Source organism: Collinsella sp. AM44-11 (assembly GCF_003467145.1).
GTDB lineage: Bacteria > Actinomycetota > Coriobacteriia > Coriobacteriales > Coriobacteriaceae > Collinsella.
The window spans coordinates 57,498-77,382 of the sequence record NZ_QSFE01000008.1 but is presented as its reverse complement, the minus strand read 5'-3'; the positions used below and the strand labels follow the sequence as shown (position 1 = coordinate 77,382).

Below are 19,885 nucleotides of genomic sequence, written 5' to 3'. Positions count from 1 at the left end.
CCCCACTTGCCGTGGCGGGCGGGAGCAGGTAAGATATACCGAGCGCCTAGCGCGTTCGATGGGTTCGGATGACGACATGTTCCGAATCTGGTCAGGTCCGGAAGGAAGCAGCCATAAGGAGCCTCTGTCGGGCGTCCGAATCCATCGAGCGCACGGGCGTTTTTTGGTGCCGCGACATGGCCCGGCCGGCGACGAGGTATTTGGTGTCTCGCTGGTCCTCGGCTGCGCCTGCGGGATCGCTCGACTACCAAATGCCTCGTCGCCGGCCGGGCCCCGTCGTCCAAAAATCACCCGTAAAGGCGCGTTAGTCTAATTAAATCTATCCCTTAAGGAATGCGGCTTGCTAGTGTTGTCTGGGCATTGATGGCTGCGTGGTTCAAGAGACGGCGGCGTTGGCATCTGTTTTAACAAGTAAAGAGGCCCGCTTCCTTCGTTTGAGTTGGGGAAGCGGGGCCTCTTTTGATTTTGGGCTTGCGGATTGGCAAAGGCGACGTTCGCTGGTAGCTACCTTGAGTTCTTGATGCGGCGTACACCCGCGGTGGCTATTCCGAACCCTGCGGCGGCGATTCCTGCGAGTGCGATTGCGCTCGGCGCTGTGTCGCCTGTGTTTGCGAGCTTGCCGGTGGTCGTATTTGCTTGCTTGGTGGAGCTCGATGGAGCGTATTTGCCGGTCGCGGGCGAGCTGGCGGGCTGTGCCGTTTCGGCCGGCTGCGCTGAGCTGGAGGGTTTTGTCGTCTCGGCGGGTTTCGTTATCTCGGGCGAGGTGGCCTTGTCTGCCGCGGCCTTTGCCTCTTCGTATGCCTTGCAGGCGTCGTCATAGGCCGCTTGCGCCTTTTCCAAATCGCTGATGAGCGCATTTCGCTTGGCTACGTCTTCGTCGATGTGGGCTTTGGCTTCCTCTGCCTCACTTTCGAAATACTGAACCTGTCTTTTCTGGCTTTCGAGCCGGCGTTGGCAGTGGTGAAGATCATCTTCACAAGATTTTTCTCGCCTTTCTGCCGACATGATCTCACTTCGCAACTGCTTAATAGTTTCGTTAGAAGCTCCGTCGTCGATTGCCTTATTTAATTCTGCCTGAAGGCCGCTTGTCCGGTTGTGGGCCTCATCGTATTTGGCTTGGGCTGCATCGACGTTCGCTTGCATGGCGGGAAGGGGTTCCCTCCGTTTGGCGGCTTCCGTCACCACCATGCCGTAGATCTCTTGAAAAGCGGTAATGTCATCATCGATTTCCGCAATTTTCTCGGGACTTGCGGCGTTTTTTGCGGCCTCGAGGTTTTTGAGCGCTTCCTGCATGGCTGCATACGCTTTGTCTTTTGCGGCGGCCGCGTCTTCCGTCTGCAAGGCAACTGCACCGGTGGGGGAGCTGGTTTCCGCCGCGATCGCCGTTGCGGGGGCGATTCCCGCGACAAGTGCCGCGGAAAGGGCGATGCCCACAGTTGCTCGTCTTGCTCTTCTTGCGAGAATGTCGTTCATCTCGGCACCTCATTTCAAGGGTTGGCGACTCGGCTGGTAGCACTACTGTAAGTATACCAAGCGATTGGCGCGCCGCTGACCGGGCATGCGCACCTCTCCGCTTCTTTGGAAACCGAACCCCATTAGAAATGACGAGTTGTTTACGCTTCTTTTGGGCTCACCGTACTATCATGATTCGAATTGAGTGTGAATGATGATAGGGAGCGCCTTCTATGATTGAGCTGCTCAGGCGTTTTGGTGGTAAGTTTCGCCGGTATATGGTGATCGGCCCTGCGTGCAAGTTGATTGAAGTGATCTTTGACCTGCTTACGCCGCTGGTGATTGCCCAGATGATTGATAAGGGCATCGGCGCGCACGATGTGAACGCCGTTGTCCACTACGGCGTGGTGCTCGCCGCCATGGCTGTGATCGGCATCTCGTTTACGCTCGTCTGCCAAAAGATGGCGGCGCTCACCTCGCAGGGCATGGGCACCGACATCCGCGGCGCGCTCTACGGGCACATCAACAAGCTGAGCTACGCCGAGCTCGACCGCTTCGGCACGCCGTCGCTCATCACCCGCATCACCAACGACGTTAACCAGGTGCAGCTCGCTGTGGCGCTGGGCGTACGCATGCTCATCCGCTGGCCCTTCTTGGCCGTGGGCTCCATGGTCGCGGCCCTTTCCATCGACCTTAAGCTCGGCATGATCTTTTTGATTTGCACGCCCGCCATCGGCTTGGTGTTTTGGTTTGTCATGGCGCGCTGCATCCCGTACTACAAGCAGCTGCAGGCAAAGCTCGACCGCATCGCGCTTATCTGCCGCGAGGGCCTTTCGGGCGCCCGCGTGGTTCGCGCCTTTGTGCGCGAGGACCATGAGCGCGAGCGCTTTGCCCAAGCCGCCGATGACCAGGCCCATACCGCCATCGCGGTGGGTAAGCTCTCGTCGATTCTCAACCCCGTCACGTTTCTTGTGATGAACCTGGGCGTGTGCGCCATCCTGTGGGTGGGCGGCATCCAGGTCAACGTGGGCGAGCTTACGCAGGGTCAGGTCATGGCGTTCGTCAACTACATGACGCAGACCCTGACCTCCATCGTGTACGTTGCCAACCTAGTCGTGGTCTTTACCAAGGCGAGCGCCAGCGCGTCGCGTATCAACGAGGTGCTCAATTGTGAGCCGAGCATCACCGACGGGGGCAGCCAGCCGGTCGCGCTGCCCGAGCCGAATGATCTGGCGGGTGGCGCTGTTCCGGTCTCCGCGTTGAGCTTTGACCATGCGAGTTTTTCGTTTGGCGCAGGCGCCGCCAACGCCGTCAATGACGTGACCCTGGAGCTGCCGTTGGGCAAAACGCTCGGCATCATCGGCGGCACGGGTAGCGGCAAGTCCACGCTCGTCTCGCTTATCCCGCGCCTGTACGATGCGGGCACCGGCAGTGTGAGCGTGATGGGCTCCGACGTGCGCGCTTGGCCGCTCGACCAATTGCGCCATGTGGTTGCAACCGTCCCACAACGCGCATCGCTCGTGAGCGGCACGATCCGCAGCAACCTGACCTGGCGCGACGAGGCGGCGACCGACGATGAGCTCTGGGCGGCGCTCGATATGGCGCAGGCGAGCGAGTTTGTGCGCAACAAGCCCCAAGGCCTGGATGCCCCGGTCGAGGCGGGCGGCAAGAACTTTAGCGGTGGTCAGCGCCAGCGCCTGACCATCGCGCGTGCCCTGGTGGGCTCGCCCCAGATTCTGATCATGGACGACTCCGCCTCGGCGCTCGACTTTAAGACCGACGCGGCGCTTCGCCATGCCATTCGCGAGCGCAGCGTGCGCGGTGCCGCCGAGGGCGGGCTGCCGCTGACGACCGTCATCGTGAGCCAGCGTGTCTCGACCGTTCGCGATGCCGACATGATCTGCGTGCTCGACCACGGTTCGGTTGCGGGCTTGGGCACGCACGATGGGCTGTACGCGACCTGCCAGCTCTATCGCGAGATCTGCCAGTCGCAGCTTCGCCGCGAGGAGCTCGAGGGCCAGCAGGGGAGTGCGACACCCGCGTCCGCCCCGGCTGCCCCGGCATCCACTTGCGCAAAGGAGGGCTGCTAAATGAATCCGTATACTTCTTCCGGTTCGGTCGCCACGATGACGGCCAACGTGTCCGGCAACGATAGCCTCAACGACCTGGGTGACGGCCCACGCCAGCCCGGCGATCCCGAGCGCTATCCCGCCGGCGCGGTGACCCGCCGCCTGCTGGGCTATGTTCGTCCGCACCGCGTCTCGTTTACGGCGTCGTTTGTGAGCGCCGCCATCTCGGTGATTCTGCAGCTCTACACGCCTATTCTCATCGGCGAGGGCATCGACCTCATCGTCGCGGCGGGCCAGGTGGACTTCGATGCGCTGCTGCCGCTTGTCACCAAGCTCGCGCTCGTCGTGGTGGGGGCCGCGGCCTTTCAGTGGCTGCAGGGCTATTGCGTCAACCGCCTGTCCTACGAGACGGTGCGCGACATGCGCGTGGAGGCAAGCGACAAGCTCAGCCGCATGCCGCTCAGCTTTATCGACAGCCATGCCCACGGCGACCTTATGAGCCGCGTGGTCAACGATGTCGACCAGGTGGGCGATGGTCTGCTGCAGGGCTTTACCCAGCTCTTCACCGGCGTTATCACCATCGTTGGCACGCTTGCTTTTATGCTCTCCATTAACCTGACCATGACGCTCGTGGTGGTGCTCGTCACGCCGCTCTCCATCTTTGCGGCCGGTGCCATCGCCAAGCTCTCCAACAAGAGTTTTACGGCCCAGCAGCGTATTCAGGGTCAACTGGGCGGTCATATCGAGGAGTATGTGGGCGAGCAAAAGCTCGTGGACGCCTTCGCCTACGGCCCGCACGCTCAGCAGCGCTTCGATGCCCTTAACGCCGAGCTCTATACGGCAGGTGAGCGCGCGCAGTTTATGGGCTCGCTCTCTAACCCCGGTACGCGCTTTATCAACAACATCATCTACGCCGTGGTTGCCGTCATCGGCTGCGTGGGCGTGATCACGGGCGTGCCTGCGGCGCTCACGGTGGGCGGCGTGCAGATCTTCCTGTCCTACGCCAACCAGTACACTAAGCCGTTCAACGAGGTCACCAACGTTATTACGCAGATCCAGACTGCGTACGCCTCGGCGCGCCGCATGTTTGCGCTGCTCGATGCCCGCGAGCAGGAGCCTGATGCGGAGGATGCCGTTGAACTTGCCGCCCCGCAGGGTGAGGTGACCTTTGAGCACGTGGACTTTAGCTATGTGCCCGATCGCAAGCTGCTGCAGGATATCTGCATCGAGGCCAAGCCCGGCATGCGCTTTGCCCTGGTCGGTCCTACGGGCTGTGGCAAGACAACGCTCATCAATTTGCTGCTGCGGTTTTACGATATCGATGCCGGACGCATCATGGTCGATGGCCGGTCTTCGCGTGACTACACGCGCGCAAGCCTGCGCCGCGCCTTTGGCATGGTGCTGCAAGATACCTGGCTGTTCGAGGGCACCGTGGCCGAAAACATTGCCTACGGTTGCCCCGACGCCACGCGCGAGCAGATTGTCGAGGCCGCCAAGCGCGCTCATGCGCACAAGTTTATCGTGCAGCTGCCAGGCGGCTATGACACGGTGATCGGCGGGGACGGCGGCACGTTTAGCCAGGGTCAAAAACAGCTGCTGTGCATCGCGCGCGTCATGCTTACCGACCCGGCGATCTTGCTGCTGGACGAGGCGACCTCGAGCATCGATACGCGCACCGAGCTGCAGGTTCAGGCGGCATTCGACGAGCTCATGGCAGGTCGCACAAGCTTTGTCGTGGCGCACCGCCTGAGCACCATCCGCAACGCCGACTGCATTCTGGTGATGCGCGACGGCGAGATTATCGAGCGCGGCACGCACGACGAGCTGCTAGCGGCAGGTGGCTTCTACGCCGAACTCTACCGCAGCCAATTCGCCCAGTGAGCAAGCCCGTGGGGCAAATGAATCAATCGACAGACGGTGGTTTACATCTGTCACGTTAGTACTAAGATATTCATCTAATAAATTGCATTAGTGGCTTTAGTTTTGGGGGAAACGAGGCAACGTGACTATGACGTGCTCTTTGGTGGTTAACAGCAAGAGCGGTAATACCAGGATGGTTTCGGGTGCGATCAAGCGCGCTCTGCAGGCTGCGGGCGTTGAGTTTGTCCATGCCGCGGCGTTGAGCGACGATGCGGATGCAGATCAGGTTGCGCTCGAGGCGCAGGGGGCCTGCGCGGCCGACATGGTGCTCGTCGGTTTTTGGTGCGACAAGGGCGCGTGCACGCCTTCGGTCGCGGCGTTGCTCTCTGCCTTGCACGGCAAGCGCGTGTTCCTGTTTGGCACCTGCGGATTTGGGGCCGACCAGAGCTATTACCAGCAGATTATCGACCGCGTAACTTCCAATCTGGCCGTGGATGCCGAGCTTGCGGGCTGGGCGATGTGTCAGGGTAAGATGGGCCCTGCGGTCAAACAGCGCTACGAGGCCATGCTCGAGCAAGATCCCGACAACGCCCGATTTAAGATGCTGCTCGACAACTGGGTTGCCGCGAAGGACCATCCCACCAAGGAAGATCTGGACAACATGGCGGCGGCGGCCAAGAAGGCCGTGCTGGGGGAGTAGCTCCCATCGCTGACGGCGGTCGGCCCATCTTTCTAAATGTAACGTCCTCCCGGGCGTCGGGGCACGAAGTTCCCTGCTCTACAGTCCTGCGCAAGACGAAGGCCACATTAAGTGGCCTTCTTTGCGTGCGGAACTCGCGATGAACTTCGTGCCCCGCCGTCCGGGAGGACGCCTCTTTATTGATGGGAGGCCTGATAGGTCGATGGTTCCGTGCCCGGATGCGTCCAAAGTGGGACGGGCTTTCCGGATGGGCAGGCTTTCGGAAAATGCGTCCCGGAATTTGCCTTTGGAATGGGACGTAGTTTCCCGTTGAGGTGCTTTGCGGAAAGTGCATCCCACTCTGGGCGGTCGAAGTGGGACACACTTTCCCAAAGGCGCTCCAACGGGAAATTGCGTCCCATTATTCGGTCAAGAAACGGGATGCATTTTCCCAATGAGAGCAAAACCGGAAAATGCATCCCACAATCAGCCCTCAAAGTGGGACGCCGTTTCCCAATGAGGCTCAAGCGGAAAATGCATCCCGGAATTTGCGCTCAAAGTGGGATGCGGTTTCCGGTTGAGGGTCTAAGGGGAAAGTGCGTCCCAGAATCGACGCTTGAAATGGGATGCAGTTTCCCGATGAGGCACTCGACGGAAAATACATCCCAGAAATGGCCTTTGAGCTGGGATAAGATTTCCGCGGCATCTCGGATTCTCAAAAATGAGACACGCCGTTGGCGAAAATGAGACACGTGATATCGGGCATCGGACGTATCATTTGCAAAAATGAGTCCACTCCACTCGAGTAAAGCGAGGTCCCTCATGTACGTTCCACACCCCCGTATCCGTAGGCTGTCGAAAATCCCGCTTGTTGGGACGGCGGCGCTTGCTGCGTTGATCGCCACGAGCGTCGCCTGCTTCACGGCCACGCCCCAGGTTGCCCAGGCGGCAGACGCGCCCGCAATCACCGATATGACCGAGCAGGATTATCAAGCCCTGGGTCTGGGCACGAGCGAGGACATTCCGGCCGATACCGTTGGCCCCTATTCCACTGATACCCCCACGACGTTTGCCACGCGCAGCGAGGTCTATATGGCAGCTAACGGTAGCCATGGCAATCGCTACACTCTGCGCGACAAGCTCGAGAACGTCGAGCGCGGTGACATTGGCGGCAGCAGCAAACTCACCGATGGCTATGGAAGTGTGTGGGGCGCCGCAAAGTTCTGGCAAAACGTCAACAACTTCGATACGAACAGCGATCTCTACAAGCATAGCGACTACGGTGGCGGCACCTGGTCGTACCTAAGCAACAATGAGTCCTCAACAGTACTCGCCAACGACAACAACGGTTTCTCGGGCATTCACGCCACGAGTGTTGAGTTCTGCAGCGACGCCAGCACGGGCAAAAAGAGCCGCGTTGCCGAGCTCCGTGCCTACGGCGACAGTTCCTCCACGACGATTGACGGCAAGTCATACGCCGGAAAGGTTGAGCTGGTCCTCTACTCGTTTAGCAACGGGCGTACGCGCACTCTCGACACACACCTGCCGGTGACGGTCAACACTAATATGATGTACGAAGGCCGTTTTAAGTACCTGGATGCCGGTTACCTGCAAGAGCACGACGCCGTCTTTGATGTCGAGGCGGGCGATGTCGATGGCGACGGCGTCGACGAGCTTTTTGTCTACGCGGGCTGCTATGTCGACGAGAACGGCGTGCGCAAGGCTGTAGTCGACATGTATGACTTGGAGGGCGGCAACTGGAAGCAAAGCGTCGTCAAGATCGATGCCGGTAACGCCGCGGACTACACCACGCACAACAAGGGCGGGAACGACTCCTGGACGCAGCTTCAGTCAGCTCCTGTCGTTTCGCTAGCGGCCGGCGACCTCGATCGCGATTTTTGCGATGACCTCGCCATCGTGGTCTCGGCACCCTACGGCAAGAAGAATATTGATAAGTCGACCCATTGCGAGCTGTTTTCGTGGGATGCATCCAAGGGTGCGCTCGTCCATGTCGATGCTCTGGGCGACGCGGGCGCAATCTCCCTCTCCGCGAACGGCAAGACCATGGTCGCTGCGAATGCGACGTTCGGCACGTTTGCCGCCTACGATGAAGAAGGAAAGAAGACGGGTGAAACCGTCACGGGCCTTATTCTTGCGGGCTATGACTGGCAACGCAGCGCTTTTGATTACGGCGCTTCTGACGGCAGCAAGGGGCTGTACGGCGCGCTGTACCGCTACGCGTATTTTGACTCGGAGTCTGGCGAGTTCAAGCTTTCCGATTGCAAGGAATACAGAGACGGGCTCCTCGCCTCCTATGGGCTGATGCATGTGCCCAACAGCGCATGGAAGGATAGCGCTCAGGATAAGCGCTATCCGTGCACCTTGGCGCCTATTGCCCTTGCCACTGCCAACCTTGACGGCCTGTCCGAGCAGCTGGCGGTCGACGAGGTGCTCGTGGGCGGCGATGTGTTCCGCGACTTTGCCTGCAACACGGCACAGAGCGGGGCTCAGGGCTTGGGGTCCATGGTCGGAACCATGAGCATGAGCGGTCAGCAATACAACAGCAGCAACAAGCATGACCACAAGGGTATAGAGCAGGTGTGGATCAGCGACGTCAAGGCGGGCAGCGTCTCGGGTTCGGACCGCTATAACGAGAGCTTTATCGCCGTGGTGGGCAAGCACCGCGACGAGGACCTGCGCAAGAACGATGACTACTATTGGATGACCGCCTCGCATTTTTCGCTCGACGAGAACGGAAAGGTGCGCCGCGGCGAGGAGCAGGTGATTAGCGAGAGCAACCGTCGCGGCACTACCTATGGCACATTTATCTCGCTCGCGCTGCCCGATGTCGACAACGACAGCGTCAAGATTACGTACAAGGACCGCTACAAGGTCTATACCAACCCGCGCGTGCTTGCCGTGCTGCAGGATGCGCCCTATGTTGAGGATCTGGAGCAGGCATACGGCTATCTGGTGTTGGGCGGCACGTCATACGGAGAGGAAAAGGGCACGGGGACATCCCAGGGCTATACCATTGGCGCCGAGTTGGGCGTTGCCGTCGAGGTGCAGACCGGTCCGCCCCTGGTCGCGATGAATGCTTCAGTCGATTTTGCCGCCGAGGGATGCTATGACTACCGGAGCGAGCGCACGGTCAGCGCAAGCGTAAGCTATGAGTCGCATGCCGGCGAGGGTGACAAGGCCGTGCTCTACACGATTCCGATGGTCTATTACGAGTATGAGATCGAAAATGAGGAAACTGGTGGCAAGGGCGTGATGGCGGCGCCCGTGTCGCTCGGCGCGCAGACCTCGGTCGTTAATGTCGAGGCCTATGACCGCATTGCCAAACAGCACAATATGACGCCGCTCAGCTACTTTTTGACCAACCGGTCGGGAGAACCCGGAACCTATCAAACGACGCTCAACGGCGAGACTCCCGTTGGGGATTCCTTTGGCCTGGGCAAGCCTGGCGTAACGCGCGCCTACACGCACGATGGGTTTAACGGCGCCGCCGCGCAGTCGGGGGCGAGCATTGAGCAGACCATCGAAGTCGAGGAGGGCAAGGAGCAGGAGCTCGAGCTCGGCTTGACGCTGAACGGCAGCGTTGTCATGGGCGCGAAGCTCGCAAAGCACGAGTTGTTTGGCGGCCTGTGCTTTGGTGCCAACGCCGGCTTTACTACGGGTAACTCCTCGAGTGAATCGACCGAATACGGCGGCACCGTCGACAACCTGCCCGAGGCCGCGCAGGGCAAGTACGGTTTTGTGTGGCGTCTGGGCGTCAACGCGGTGGATGTCGACAAGTTCGAGGCAGACTCGGGCGACAAGCTCGGCACCAAGGACACCGACCAGTTCTGGATCGTGGGCTATGACGTTAAGGACGTCGAGATGCCCGACGCGCCGGCCGTGACGGGCTTTACGGCAAACGCCGTCGATTCGACCAGCGTTACGTTTAGCTGGGACGATGTACTCGCAAACAAGAGTGGCTTTAGCTACGGCGTTGGCATGCTGCAGAGCAATGCGGCGGATGCGGTCGTCAATAGCTGGAAGATTGCCGACAACACGCAGACCTCGCTCAAGTGGGATGGGCTGCAGCCCAATACGGAGTATCGATTCGCCATCGCCGCCGTTAAGAATGGATCCACGACCGAAACAGGTATTCGCTCGGCAATCATCACGGTCAAGACCATGCCCGATGGCATGACGATGACCGTGAGCGGACCTGCGGCGGATGCTGCGGAGGGGTCGGATCTTGGATACGACTCTTCGGTTGAGCGCACGGCGGGAAGCCACCTGACGCTCTCGGCGATTGGCCATGTGAAGCAACTCGGTGCCGACGATAGCGAAACAGGGCTGGCACCGACCTATATGTGGTACCGCAAGGGCCGCGGCGAGACAGAGTTTAAGCTCGTGGGTGCCGATGGCAACCTCGCGGCTGGAACGGCCTCAAAGCTCGAGATTGACCTGGCCGCAGACGATGACGGTGCGCAGTATTACTGCCACGTGGGATACAACGACGTGGGCCTCGACACCGGCACGACGCTCGTGAATATCGAGGCCGAGGAGACGGCGCCCACAACGGTGAACGCCACCCCGATCCGCACGCGCCGCCTGTTCTCACAGGCAAGTGCGGGCGCCAAGAAGTTCCTGGACCATACGCTGGTAAACACCGCCGGCCCAACCGATTCCGAAGGCTCAAAGGACCCCGAGACTCCTGAGACCCCGACGAACCCGGACAAGCCCAAGTCCGACAACGGAGCTAAGACCGACACCAAGGTCAAGACTACGACCACAGCGAAGAACCTCGCAAACACCGGCGACCAAACATTCGCCCTAGTCGCCACCGCAGCAGCAGCGGGAGCAACGCTCGTAGTGATAGCCCTCATCATGCTGATCAAGCGCCGCAAGACCCACTAGTAGCCAGTCGAACATATCGACAACCCAAAAACCCGGGTAGCCAAAAAACAGGCCACCCGGGTTTTCTGTTGAGTGGAGACTCCGCAAGCGGAAACTGCATCCCACAATTAGCGCCCGGAACGGGACACATTTTCCGTCAAGCCCTCATCCGGAAAATCCATCCCAGTTTGAGCGCCCAGACCGGGACGCACTTTCCCAAAGGGTCCTCAACCGGAAAATACATCCCGGAATCCAGCTGAATAGTGGGACACACTTTCCCAATCGGGTCCCAAGCGGAAACTGCATCCCATTCCAGACAAGAATTCCGGGACATACTTTCCGCAAACAAAGAAGGCCACATAACGTGGCCTTCAACTTATATATGTTCGGCGATACACCCAAGACAAGCCACGCCCCAACATCAGGGCGTCTGTCCAGGCGGAGGCATATAAGGTTCATCGCGAGTTCCGCACGCAAAGAAGGCCACTTAATGTGGCCTTCGTCTTGCGCAGGACTGTCCGAGCAGGGAACCTTATATGCCTCCGCCTGGACAGACGTTTCAGTTGTGGCTCAGCAGCTAGCAGCTACTTAATCTTGGTTGTGCCCGGCGCCAGGTTGGGGTCGGTCTCGTTGGCCTCGGTCTGGAAGTGCTCCGTATAGACGTTCTTGCCGTCGCGGAACATTTCGTAATACTGCATCTTGGCGTAATCCTCGCGTGCCTTGGTGGCGGCTGCGGCAACGGCGTCGTCGCCGGTGACGTTGGAGGAGAGCGCCCAGCGCAGGCTGGCGTCCTCGTAGCCCACCGAGTTGATGGCGGGCAGCGACTCGCGCAGCGTCATGTGCGCCTTCTGGTAGTCGGTCAGTGGTGCGCCGATCAGCTGCATCAGCTGGGTGGACAGATAGTTGGTGGACAGGTCGTCGACCTCACTCGTCTGGTTACAACCGGCAACGTCGTAGTTAGCCCAAATGATGTAGTCGGTCTGCCACAAGCGCTCCTGGTGGGTGGCGTCGTCCTCGTTGGTAAACCACTTGTCATTGAACTTGGACGGGAAGAACGGCTGATGGTCGCCCCAGAACACCACGACCACCTTGCGGTCGAGCTTGCTTAAGGCGTTAAGGAAGTAGCGCAGCGCCTGGTCGGACTGCTCGATGCACGAGACATACTCGTCGACATCGGAGAGCGTGCCGTCCTCGACGGTCTTGGCGTCCAGGTCGGTCGTGTCGATGTTCAGGTGCATCTGCTTGTCGACCGGCAGCAGGCCCGTGTCGTAGCCCGAGTGGTTCTGCATGGTCACGTCGAAGATAAACTGCGGATCGGCGTTCTGGTCGAGCAGCTCAAGAATCTTGTCGTAGGTAGCCTGGTCGGTCACCATGCCGCGCAGGGTATCGGCTCCCTGGAAGTCGTTGATGGACAGGAACTGGTCAAAGCCAAAGTCCTTGTAGACGTTCTCGCGGTTCCAGTTGGTCGCGTGGTTGGGGTGCATGACCGTGGTGGAATATCCGAGCGACTTGAACTGCTCTGCCAGGTTCCCAGTCGTTTCCATGTTGTAGATGGTGTAGGGGTACACGCCCGAGCCCAGGTTGGCCATGGAGTTGCCGGTCATAAACTCAAACTCGGTATTGGCGGTACCGCCGCCGTAGGCGCTCACATAGAGCTTGCCGCGACTGAGGCAGTTGGACAGGCTCTTAAAGTACTGCGGACCCTCGTAGCCGGCGCGCATGTTCTGGTAGATCGACAGATCCGAGAACGTCTCGTTCATGATGGCGATGACCGTGGGCTTCTCGCTGTCGAACTGCTCCTTTGCGGCGGCGCGCTCGTCACTCTTGGCCGCGTCGGACTTGTCGTAGGCCTTGGCGTACTTTTTGAGCGTGGTCTTGGCATCGTCGACGGAGTAGTCGGCGGGTTTGGGCGGCTTGATGGACTGCGCCGCACTAATAAAGGCAGGCAGGTAGCCCTCGCGCCAGTAGCTCTCGAGCGGGCGCCAGGTGTAGACGGTGATGCCGAGGGTGTTGTAGTAGTCGATAAGCGTGACATGCGCGGTCACGCCGCCCAGGCACAGCACCGCCACGAGCAGGTTGATGAGCAGCATGCGCTTGGCGTTGGCGGCACCCTTTTGACGGTGCGGTGCCACCAGGCCGGCGTACTCGCATAGCAGCATGGCGATGGCGGTAAAGCCCATGGACAGCACGCAGAACAGCGAGATGGAGAAGGTGTAGCCGTTGCCGGCGACTGCGGCGGCGGTGGAGATGGCCGAAAGGTCGCCCGGCTGGATGGGCATGGATTTAAACGTGATGACAAAGAACTCGGCAATGCCCAGGACAAAGAGGGCAAAGGCCAGGACCGCGGGAGCCGCGCCGTGGCGCTGGAACAGGAAGAACAGGCCGACCATGAGCGTGGTGATGATAGCCCACTCGAGCAGGATGCACAGGGGGTAGACCCAGGTAAAGTCGTGGTTGGACGAGACCTCCATGCCCAGCAGCGCAAAGACGCCGGCGAGCAGCAGGCACAGGACGGCGGCGACGAGCGGTTTGCCCACAAAGGCGCCGCGCAGACGGGCGAGCTTGCCGGTGGGAGCGGGGGCGTCGGGCGCGGCAAACGCAAAGACGCGCGGGGCGATACGGTCGCGGGCGATGCTGGCCCAAGCGCAGCCGGTGAGGATGGCATTGGTCAGGATGAGCATCACAAAGGCGAGCGGCTCGTTTTGGGCGACGAGGCCAATGGCGCCCCAAATGGTCAAAAAGAGCTGGAACAGGCCGAAGGCGACGCTCCACCCAAGAGCGCTTTTGGCAACGGTGCCCGACTGAGCGCGAATGGCCTTGGCCTCGCGCAAGACAAGGTAGACGGTCGCCGCAAGACCGACGAGCGAGATGGCGGCAGCGAACATGCTGAGACTCCTCACAAACTAAAACCTACGAAAGCGGGGGTTTACCCGATTGTTACCAAGATATGCGCTGCATTTGGTGACTGCGCACAACAACCAGCCATAATAACGCGCGTGCGTGGTGGTGTTGCGCAATGTAGCGGCGACCTGCGCGATAATGGACGGGAATTACACGGAAACGTAAAGGCTTCTTAAAGAAATGGCGAGGGTAGGGCGATGAGCGAGCAGGTTTGCAAGGCGGACATGGGCAGCGACGGAGCTGCGGTCGTGGATACATACGGCTATCCGGTCGAGACTACGGGCAACGCGGTGCTGGACATCTTGGAGCATCGCTCGTCTACGCGTGCCTTCGCGCGTGATGACGATGACCGTCCCGTGGCGGTGACCGACGAACAGCGGGCGGCGATTCTGCATGCGGCGAGCCGTGCGCCGTCGGCAGGCGCCATGATGATGTATTCCATCGTGAGCATTCGTGAGCAGGCCACATTGGACCGCCTGGCCGACCTGTGCGATCATCAGCCCATGATCGCCAAGGCGCCCTGGGCACTCATATTTGTAGTCGACTATGCCAAGTGGATCGATCTGTTTGAGCACGTGGGTTGCTTTGAGCCCGAGTTTGTCGAGCGCACGGGCAAGTCGCCCCGTCGTGCGCCGGGCCTGGGCGACTTTGCCATCGCGGCACAGGATGCCATGATCGCCGCTCAAAACGCCGTGGTTGCCGCCGAGGCCCTGGGGCTGGGGAGCTGCTATATCGGCGATGTCGTCGAGAACGCCGAGGAAGTCGCCGCGCTGCTGGACTTGCCTCCCTATACCATGCCGCTGTCGATGCTCATCATCGGCACGCCCCGCAAGGAGCGCCCGGCGATCGCGCATCCCGTGGTGAACCTGGTGCATGAGGAACGCTACTGCCGTGCGGATGCCGCGACCATGGACGCGCAGGTGGCCGAGATGGACAAGATGTTTCGCCCGCATGCCCGCGAGGTGGGGGAGCGCGTCGTGGATATCTACACCCGCAAGCACACGAGCCCCTTTATGGCCGAGATGAGCCGCTCCATGGAGTGGTGGTTCAAAAACTGGCTCGGAAAATGACGAATGCGACAAGGGGACAGTCCCTTTGTCGCATTCCATATCGCCATGGTGGCCTAAAGGCCGTATAAATGTTTATCTAGCTGGGAAAACAGCGCCATTCAAACATGGGCTGATTACCTATAATCCCGTCGAACGTTAAAATTGGGAGGAAACTGGCTTATGGAACAAAAGGCAAAGGAAGTAGCCTCGCACGCTGCGATTCCTGTGAGCATCTCGGCGATGCTCGTCACGCTGGGCGTGGTGTATGGCGATATCGGCACCAGCCCCATGTATGTAACCAAGGCGCTCGTTGCCGGCAACGGCGGCATCGGAAGCGTCACGCAGGAGTTCGTGCTCGGCGCGCTCTCCCTTGTCGTGTGGACGGTCACGCTGCTGACGACCGTCAAGTACGTGCTGATCTCGCTGCGCGCCGACAACCACGGCGAGGGCGGCATCTTTGCCCTGTACAGCCTGGTCAAGCGCTGCGGCAAGTGGCTCATCATCCCCGCCATGCTGGGCGGCGCGGCGCTCCTCGCCGACGGCATCCTGACGCCTGCCGTTACCGTGACCACGGCCATCGAGGGCCTGCGCACCATCCCGGCGGTCCATGCCGTGCTCGGTGACGACCAGGGTCGTGTCGTCGCCATCACGCTTGCCATCATCATCGCGCTCTTCTTGGTGCAGCGCATCGGCACGGCCAAGATCGGTCACGCCTTCGGCCCCATCATGACGCTGTGGTTTTTGTTCCTGGGCGGCACGGGCCTGTTCTTTGTCTGCCAGTATCCCGCGGTGCTGCTGTGCCTCAACCCGTTGCGTGGCATCGCTTTTCTGCTGAGCCCCAACAACCATGCGGGCATCATGATTTTGGGCAGCTGCTTCCTCGCTACCACCGGTGCCGAGGCGCTCTATTCCGACATGGGCCATGTGGGCCGCGGCAACATCTATGCCACCTGGCCGTTCGTTAAGTGCTGCCTGCTGCTGTCCTACATGGGCCAGGGCGCGTGGCTTATCAACAACGCCGGCAACCCGGAGCTCATGGGTATCGCCGACCTCAACCCCTTCTACCAGATGCTCGCCCCGGGTCTGCGCCCCTTTGCCGTCGGCCTTTCCACCGTCGCGGCCATCATCGCCTCGCAGGCGCTCATCACCGGCGCATTCTCGCTGGTGTCCGAGGCCAGCCGCCTGGACCTCATGCCGCATATGCAGGTCTTCTATCCTGCCGAGACCAAGGGCCAGCTCTACATCCCCATGGTCAACAACGTCATGCTCGTGGGCTGCGTCGTCGTGGTGCTGCTGTTCCAGAACTCGGCGCACATGGAGGCCGCGTACGGCCTGGCCATTACCCTGACCATGATGTGCACGACAATGCTGCTCTTCTTCTATCTGCACGTGGAGCGCAATCTCAAGGTCGCGCCGTGGATCTTTGCCGCCTTCTTCCTTTTGCTCGAGGGCTTCTTCTTTGTGAGCTCGCTCACCAAGTTCTTCCACGGTGGCTACTTCACCATTCTCATGGCTGCACTCATCATGGGCATCATGGTGTGCTGGTACAACGGCACGGCTGTTGAGCAGCGCCAGTTTACGCTGCTGCCGCTGCGCAGCTACCTGCCGCAGCTCAAGCGCCTGCGCGATGACGATCGCTACGAGCTCATGAGCGACAATATCGTGTACCTGACCAAGGACACCAACACCGACTATATCGACCGCGATATCGTCTACTCCATCCTGGATAAGCACCCCAAGCGCGCTCGCGCCTGGTGGTTCGTGAATGTCGAGACCATGGACGAGCCGCATACCTTTGCCTACTCGGTCGAGACGTTCGGCACCGACTACGTGTTCCGCGTGCATCTGTACCTGGGCTACAAGATCAACCAGCGCGTCAATGCCTACCTGCGCCAGGTTGTTCAGGACCTGGCTGCCAGCGGCGAGCTGCCGGCGCAGACGCACGATTACTCGGTCTACAAGGACCCGGGCAACATCGGTACGTTCAAGTTCGTCATGATCCGCAAGCTGCTGGCACCCGAAAGCGACGTGGAGCCGAGCGAGCGTACGGCCATCACGCTCAAGTACATCATCCGCCGTGCCGCCGGCACGCCTGCGCGCTGGTACGGCCTGGAGAACTCCAACGTGAGCTTTGAGTACGTGCCGCTGTTCACCAAGTTCAAAGCCGTGAATAAGATGCAGCGCCTGGCTCCCAACGAGCGGCCGTAGACGTCGGCGGCTACACGGAGTTGGTTTTTGATGGATAAGCATGAGGCCGGGGAGGTAAACATGGATACAAAGGCGCTCGATGGCCATGAGGCGGTGGTCGAAATGGTGCGTGAGGCGCGCGTCGACGCCGCCGAAGATCGGTTCTTTACGAATCGGGCCAACATGGACATGGCCGATCGCGTGATTTCGGTCGTGGCGCTGGTGTTTGTCGCGGCGTGCGTGTGCGCACTGCTCGCGCACGCGCTGTTTGTCTAACGACCGCAGGCTGCAAAGGCTATACACTTGGAACCACCACAAGGGGAAACCACCACAAAGGTGCCTGTCCCCTTTGTGGTGGTTTTTGTTTTTGAGAGAGGGGCGGGGCGCTGATGGACGTCCATGCGGACGGCGATATTGCCGAGAACTTTTGGTGGCGGCGCACAACGCTGACGCGTCGCAGCCCTCTGTATGACGCCTGCGTATCGGCGGGGCTGCTGGCCGCGGCGACGATTGTGGGCGCGCTGCTCGACCATCCGGGACTCGCGCCGAGCATCATGATCGTCTATGTGTTCGCCGTGCAGCTGTGCGCATTCTTTACCTGGAGCCGCCTGTATTGCCTGCTGAGCTCGGCTGCTGCCGTGGCGCTCTACAACTATTTGTTTGTCGACCCGCGCTACTCGTTGTCGCTCATCGACCGCGTCTATCCCGGCATGTTCTTTATCATGTTTGTGGTCTCGCTCGTGTCGAGCTCGATTGCGCTGGCCCTGCGCCGCGCCTTGGCGCAGGCTGCCGCCAGCGACCGTCGCACGCAGATGGTGCTCGAGACCAACCGCATGCTGCAGCGGTGCGGCGATCAGCAACAGATTGTGCATGCTATGGCAACGCAACTGGCGCGTCTTTCGGACTGTCCGGTCGTGTGGTATAGCGCCGATCCGGAAGACGATGACCTGCTGCCGCGCACGATGTACACGGCCGTGGGCGATGCCGCGCCGGTGCACCAGCTAGCGCCCCAGATGCCGCCACGGCTCTCGGCATCCGCCTATGTGGGAACGCCGCTCGATGCCACCTATGGCGGCTCGGCGTTCTTTGGCATATACCTGACCGTGCACTCGGGCGACACCATGGTGCGCGCGGGTGATCCCGACTCGGTGGTGGGGGTGCTCGCCATTGTCGCCGAGCCCGATGCGCTGACGCCCGAGGAGCGGACGCTTGCCGATGCCATCGTGAGCGAAGGCGAGCTGGCGCTCGATCGCGCCCGCGCCATGGAGGCCCGCGAGGAAGCGGCGGTGCTCGCTAAAAACGAGCAGCTGCGCGCCAACTTGTTGCGCTCCATCTCGCACGATTTGCGCACGCCGCTTACCAGCATTTCGGGTAATGCCGACGTGCTGCTCGACCAGGGCTCGACCGGCACGGCCGTGCTCGACGACCAGACGCGCCGCGGCATGCTCCTATCCATTCGCTCGGATGCGCAATGGCTCAACGCTACCGTCGAGAATCTGCTCGCCATCACCAAGCTCGAGGGCGGCGGTATGCACCTGTCGACCACGCTCGAGCTTATGGACGATATCGTCGAGGAGGCGCTGCGCCACGTAAACCCGGCCGTGCACGAGCACGACCTCAAGGTGGTGGCGTGCGACGAGCCGGCGCTCGTCAACGTCGACGCGCGCCTGATGGTGCAGCTGGTGGTCAACCTGGTGAACAACGCCATCACCTATACGCCCTCGGATTCGCATATCGTGATCTCGATTGGCGTCGACGACGGATGCGTGGCGTGCTCGGTGGCCGATGACGGCCCGGGCATTGCGCCCGAGGACCGCGAGCGCATCTTTGAGTCGTTCTACACCGCCAACCATGGTCTGGCCGATAGCCAGCGCAGCGTGGGTCTGGGGCTTTCGCTTTGCCGCTCCATTGCGCTGGCACATGGCGGTAGCATAGGGGTTGCCGCGGCGGCCCCGCACGGCTCGGTCTTTACGATTGAGCTTCCCGCCGCCGACGTTTCGTTTGATAAGGAGTAGCGCTGTGCCGAACTCTGCCGTAAAACCGCTCATCTTGGTTGTTGAGGACGACCCCGCCGTCCGCAACCTTATCGTCGCCGCGCTCGAGGCGCACGGCTTGCGCCATATGGCCGTGGAGACCGCCCATGCCGCCATCGCCGCCGCCTCGTCGCAGGCGCCGAGCATTGTGCTGCTCGACCTGGGCCTGCCCGATATGGACGGCGTCAAGGTGGTGGAGTCGGTGCGCGCGTGGTCGGGCATGCCGATTATCGTGGTCTCGGCGCGCAGCGAGGATGCGGACAAGATCCGTGCGCTCGATGCCGGCGCCGACGACTATCTGACCAAGCCGTTTTCGGTCGAGGAGCTGCTCGCGCGCATCCGCACGACGCTCAGACGCCTTTCGTATGCGCAGACGGGCGGCGTTGCCTCCGAGGGCTCGTTCGATACCGGTGAGCTGCATATCGATTTTGATGCCGGTATCGCCACGATGGACGGCGAGGAGCTGCACCTGACGCCGATCGAGTACAAGCTCTTGTGCCTGCTGGCGCACAACGCCGACAAGGTGCTGACGCACCAATATATCCTGCACGAGATTTGGGGCACGGCAACTAAGAGCGACCTGGCGAGCCTGCGTGTCTTTATGGGCACGTTGCGTAAGAAGATCGAGTCCGACCCCGCGCATCCGCGCTATATCCAGACGCACGTAGGCATTGGCTACCGCTTAGTTACCCAAGGCTAGATCGCCAACCACCATCCCAATATGAGTTGCGGTGAAATACGGTCTAAATTTGCCTAATTCCAGGC

The 19,885-nt window shown here is 60.7% G+C and carries 11 protein-coding genes and 1 other RNA gene; 10 read left to right on the top strand and 2 right to left on the bottom strand.

The features are described from left to right. Positions 1-55: 55 nt before the first annotated feature. An RNA gene (gene ffs / locus DW943_RS06635) (signal recognition particle sRNA small type) lies at positions 56-151 on the top strand. A gap of 353 nt (positions 152-504) precedes the next feature. Here the strand turns inward: ffs and DW943_RS06630 are convergent. Further along, entirely contained in the window at positions 505-1,473 is a 969-nt protein-coding gene (locus tag DW943_RS06630) for an LPXTG cell wall anchor domain-containing protein (RefSeq protein WP_117862550.1), read from the bottom strand. Positions 1,474-1,685: 212 nt separating this feature from the next. Here DW943_RS06630 and DW943_RS06625 point away from each other — a divergent pair, with 212 nt between their 5' ends. The 4 genes from DW943_RS06625 (at position 1,686) to DW943_RS06610 (ending at position 10,971) form a co-directional block, all read left to right on the top strand. Then, complete coding sequence (locus tag DW943_RS06625; RefSeq protein WP_117862549.1) at positions 1,686-3,542, top strand: ABC transporter ATP-binding protein; 1,857 nt, start codon at positions 1,686-1,688, stop codon at positions 3,540-3,542. Then, positions 3,543-5,402 (top strand): ABC transporter ATP-binding protein, encoded by a 1,860-nt coding sequence (locus DW943_RS06620; protein WP_117862548.1) that lies wholly within the window; start codon positions 3,543-3,545, stop codon positions 5,400-5,402. It abuts the gene before it with no gap. 127 nt (positions 5,403-5,529) lie between these two features. Further along, on the top strand, positions 5,530-6,081 hold the full coding sequence (gene bilS, locus DW943_RS06615) for a flavodoxin family protein BilS (RefSeq protein WP_117862547.1): 552 nt from the start codon (positions 5,530-5,532) through the stop codon (positions 6,079-6,081). Positions 6,082-6,882: 801 nt separating this feature from the next. Further along, positions 6,883-10,971: a fibronectin type III domain-containing protein gene (locus DW943_RS06610; protein WP_117862546.1), complete on the top strand. Its 4,089-nt coding sequence runs from the start codon at positions 6,883-6,885 to the stop codon at positions 10,969-10,971. A gap of 563 nt (positions 10,972-11,534) precedes the next feature. Here the strand turns inward: DW943_RS06610 and DW943_RS06600 are convergent. Continuing rightward, positions 11,535-13,835, bottom strand: a complete 2,301-nt coding sequence (locus tag DW943_RS06600) for an LTA synthase family protein (RefSeq protein ID WP_117862544.1) — start codon at positions 13,833-13,835, stop codon at positions 11,535-11,537. A 213-nt stretch (positions 13,836-14,048) separates the two neighbouring features. On the opposite strand from DW943_RS06600, the gene DW943_RS06595 reads away from it, so the two are divergent. The 5 genes from DW943_RS06595 to DW943_RS06575 all read left to right on the top strand — a co-directional run bounded on the left by DW943_RS06595 (position 14,049) and on the right by DW943_RS06575 (position 19,820). After that, positions 14,049-14,921 (top strand): nitroreductase family protein, encoded by an 873-nt coding sequence (locus tag DW943_RS06595; RefSeq protein ID WP_117862543.1) that lies wholly within the window; start codon positions 14,049-14,051, stop codon positions 14,919-14,921. 159 nt (positions 14,922-15,080) lie between these two features. Next, a complete protein-coding gene (locus DW943_RS06590) occupies positions 15,081-17,108 on the top strand; it encodes a KUP/HAK/KT family potassium transporter (RefSeq protein WP_117862542.1) in 2,028 nt (675 codons plus the stop codon). A 60-nt stretch (positions 17,109-17,168) separates the two neighbouring features. After that, a complete protein-coding gene (locus DW943_RS06585; RefSeq protein ID WP_117862541.1) occupies positions 17,169-17,363 on the top strand; it encodes a hypothetical protein in 195 nt (64 codons plus the stop codon). Between the two features lie 113 nt (positions 17,364-17,476). Beyond that, positions 17,477-19,102 (top strand): ATP-binding protein, encoded by a 1,626-nt coding sequence (locus tag DW943_RS06580; RefSeq protein ID WP_117862540.1) that lies wholly within the window; start codon positions 17,477-17,479, stop codon positions 19,100-19,102. Between the two features lie 4 nt (positions 19,103-19,106). Then, entirely contained in the window at positions 19,107-19,820 is a 714-nt protein-coding gene (locus DW943_RS06575) for a response regulator (protein ID WP_117862539.1), read from the top strand. Positions 19,821-19,885 lie beyond the last annotated feature (65 nt).

Excerpts from the sequence above, each read along its gene's own strand:
- DW943_RS06630 (WP_117862550.1), bottom strand. The coding sequence starts at position 1,473 with ATGAACGACATTCTCGCAAGAAGAGCAAGACGAGCAACTGTGGGCATC.
- DW943_RS06625 (WP_117862549.1), top strand. The coding sequence starts at position 1,686 with ATGATTGAGCTGCTCAGGCGTTTTGGTGGTAAGTTTCGCCGGTATATG.
- DW943_RS06620 (WP_117862548.1), top strand. The coding sequence starts at position 3,543 with ATGAATCCGTATACTTCTTCCGGTTCGGTCGCCACGATGACGGCCAAC.
- bilS (WP_117862547.1), top strand. The coding sequence starts at position 5,530 with ATGACGTGCTCTTTGGTGGTTAACAGCAAGAGCGGTAATACCAGGATG.
- DW943_RS06610 (WP_117862546.1), top strand. The coding sequence starts at position 6,883 with ATGTACGTTCCACACCCCCGTATCCGTAGGCTGTCGAAAATCCCGCTT.
- DW943_RS06600 (WP_117862544.1), bottom strand. The coding sequence starts at position 13,835 with ATGTTCGCTGCCGCCATCTCGCTCGTCGGTCTTGCGGCGACCGTCTAC.
- DW943_RS06595 (WP_117862543.1), top strand. The coding sequence starts at position 14,049 with ATGAGCGAGCAGGTTTGCAAGGCGGACATGGGCAGCGACGGAGCTGCG.
- DW943_RS06590 (WP_117862542.1), top strand. The coding sequence starts at position 15,081 with ATGGAACAAAAGGCAAAGGAAGTAGCCTCGCACGCTGCGATTCCTGTG.
- DW943_RS06585 (WP_117862541.1), top strand. The coding sequence starts at position 17,169 with ATGGATACAAAGGCGCTCGATGGCCATGAGGCGGTGGTCGAAATGGTG.
- DW943_RS06580 (WP_117862540.1), top strand. The coding sequence starts at position 17,477 with ATGGACGTCCATGCGGACGGCGATATTGCCGAGAACTTTTGGTGGCGG.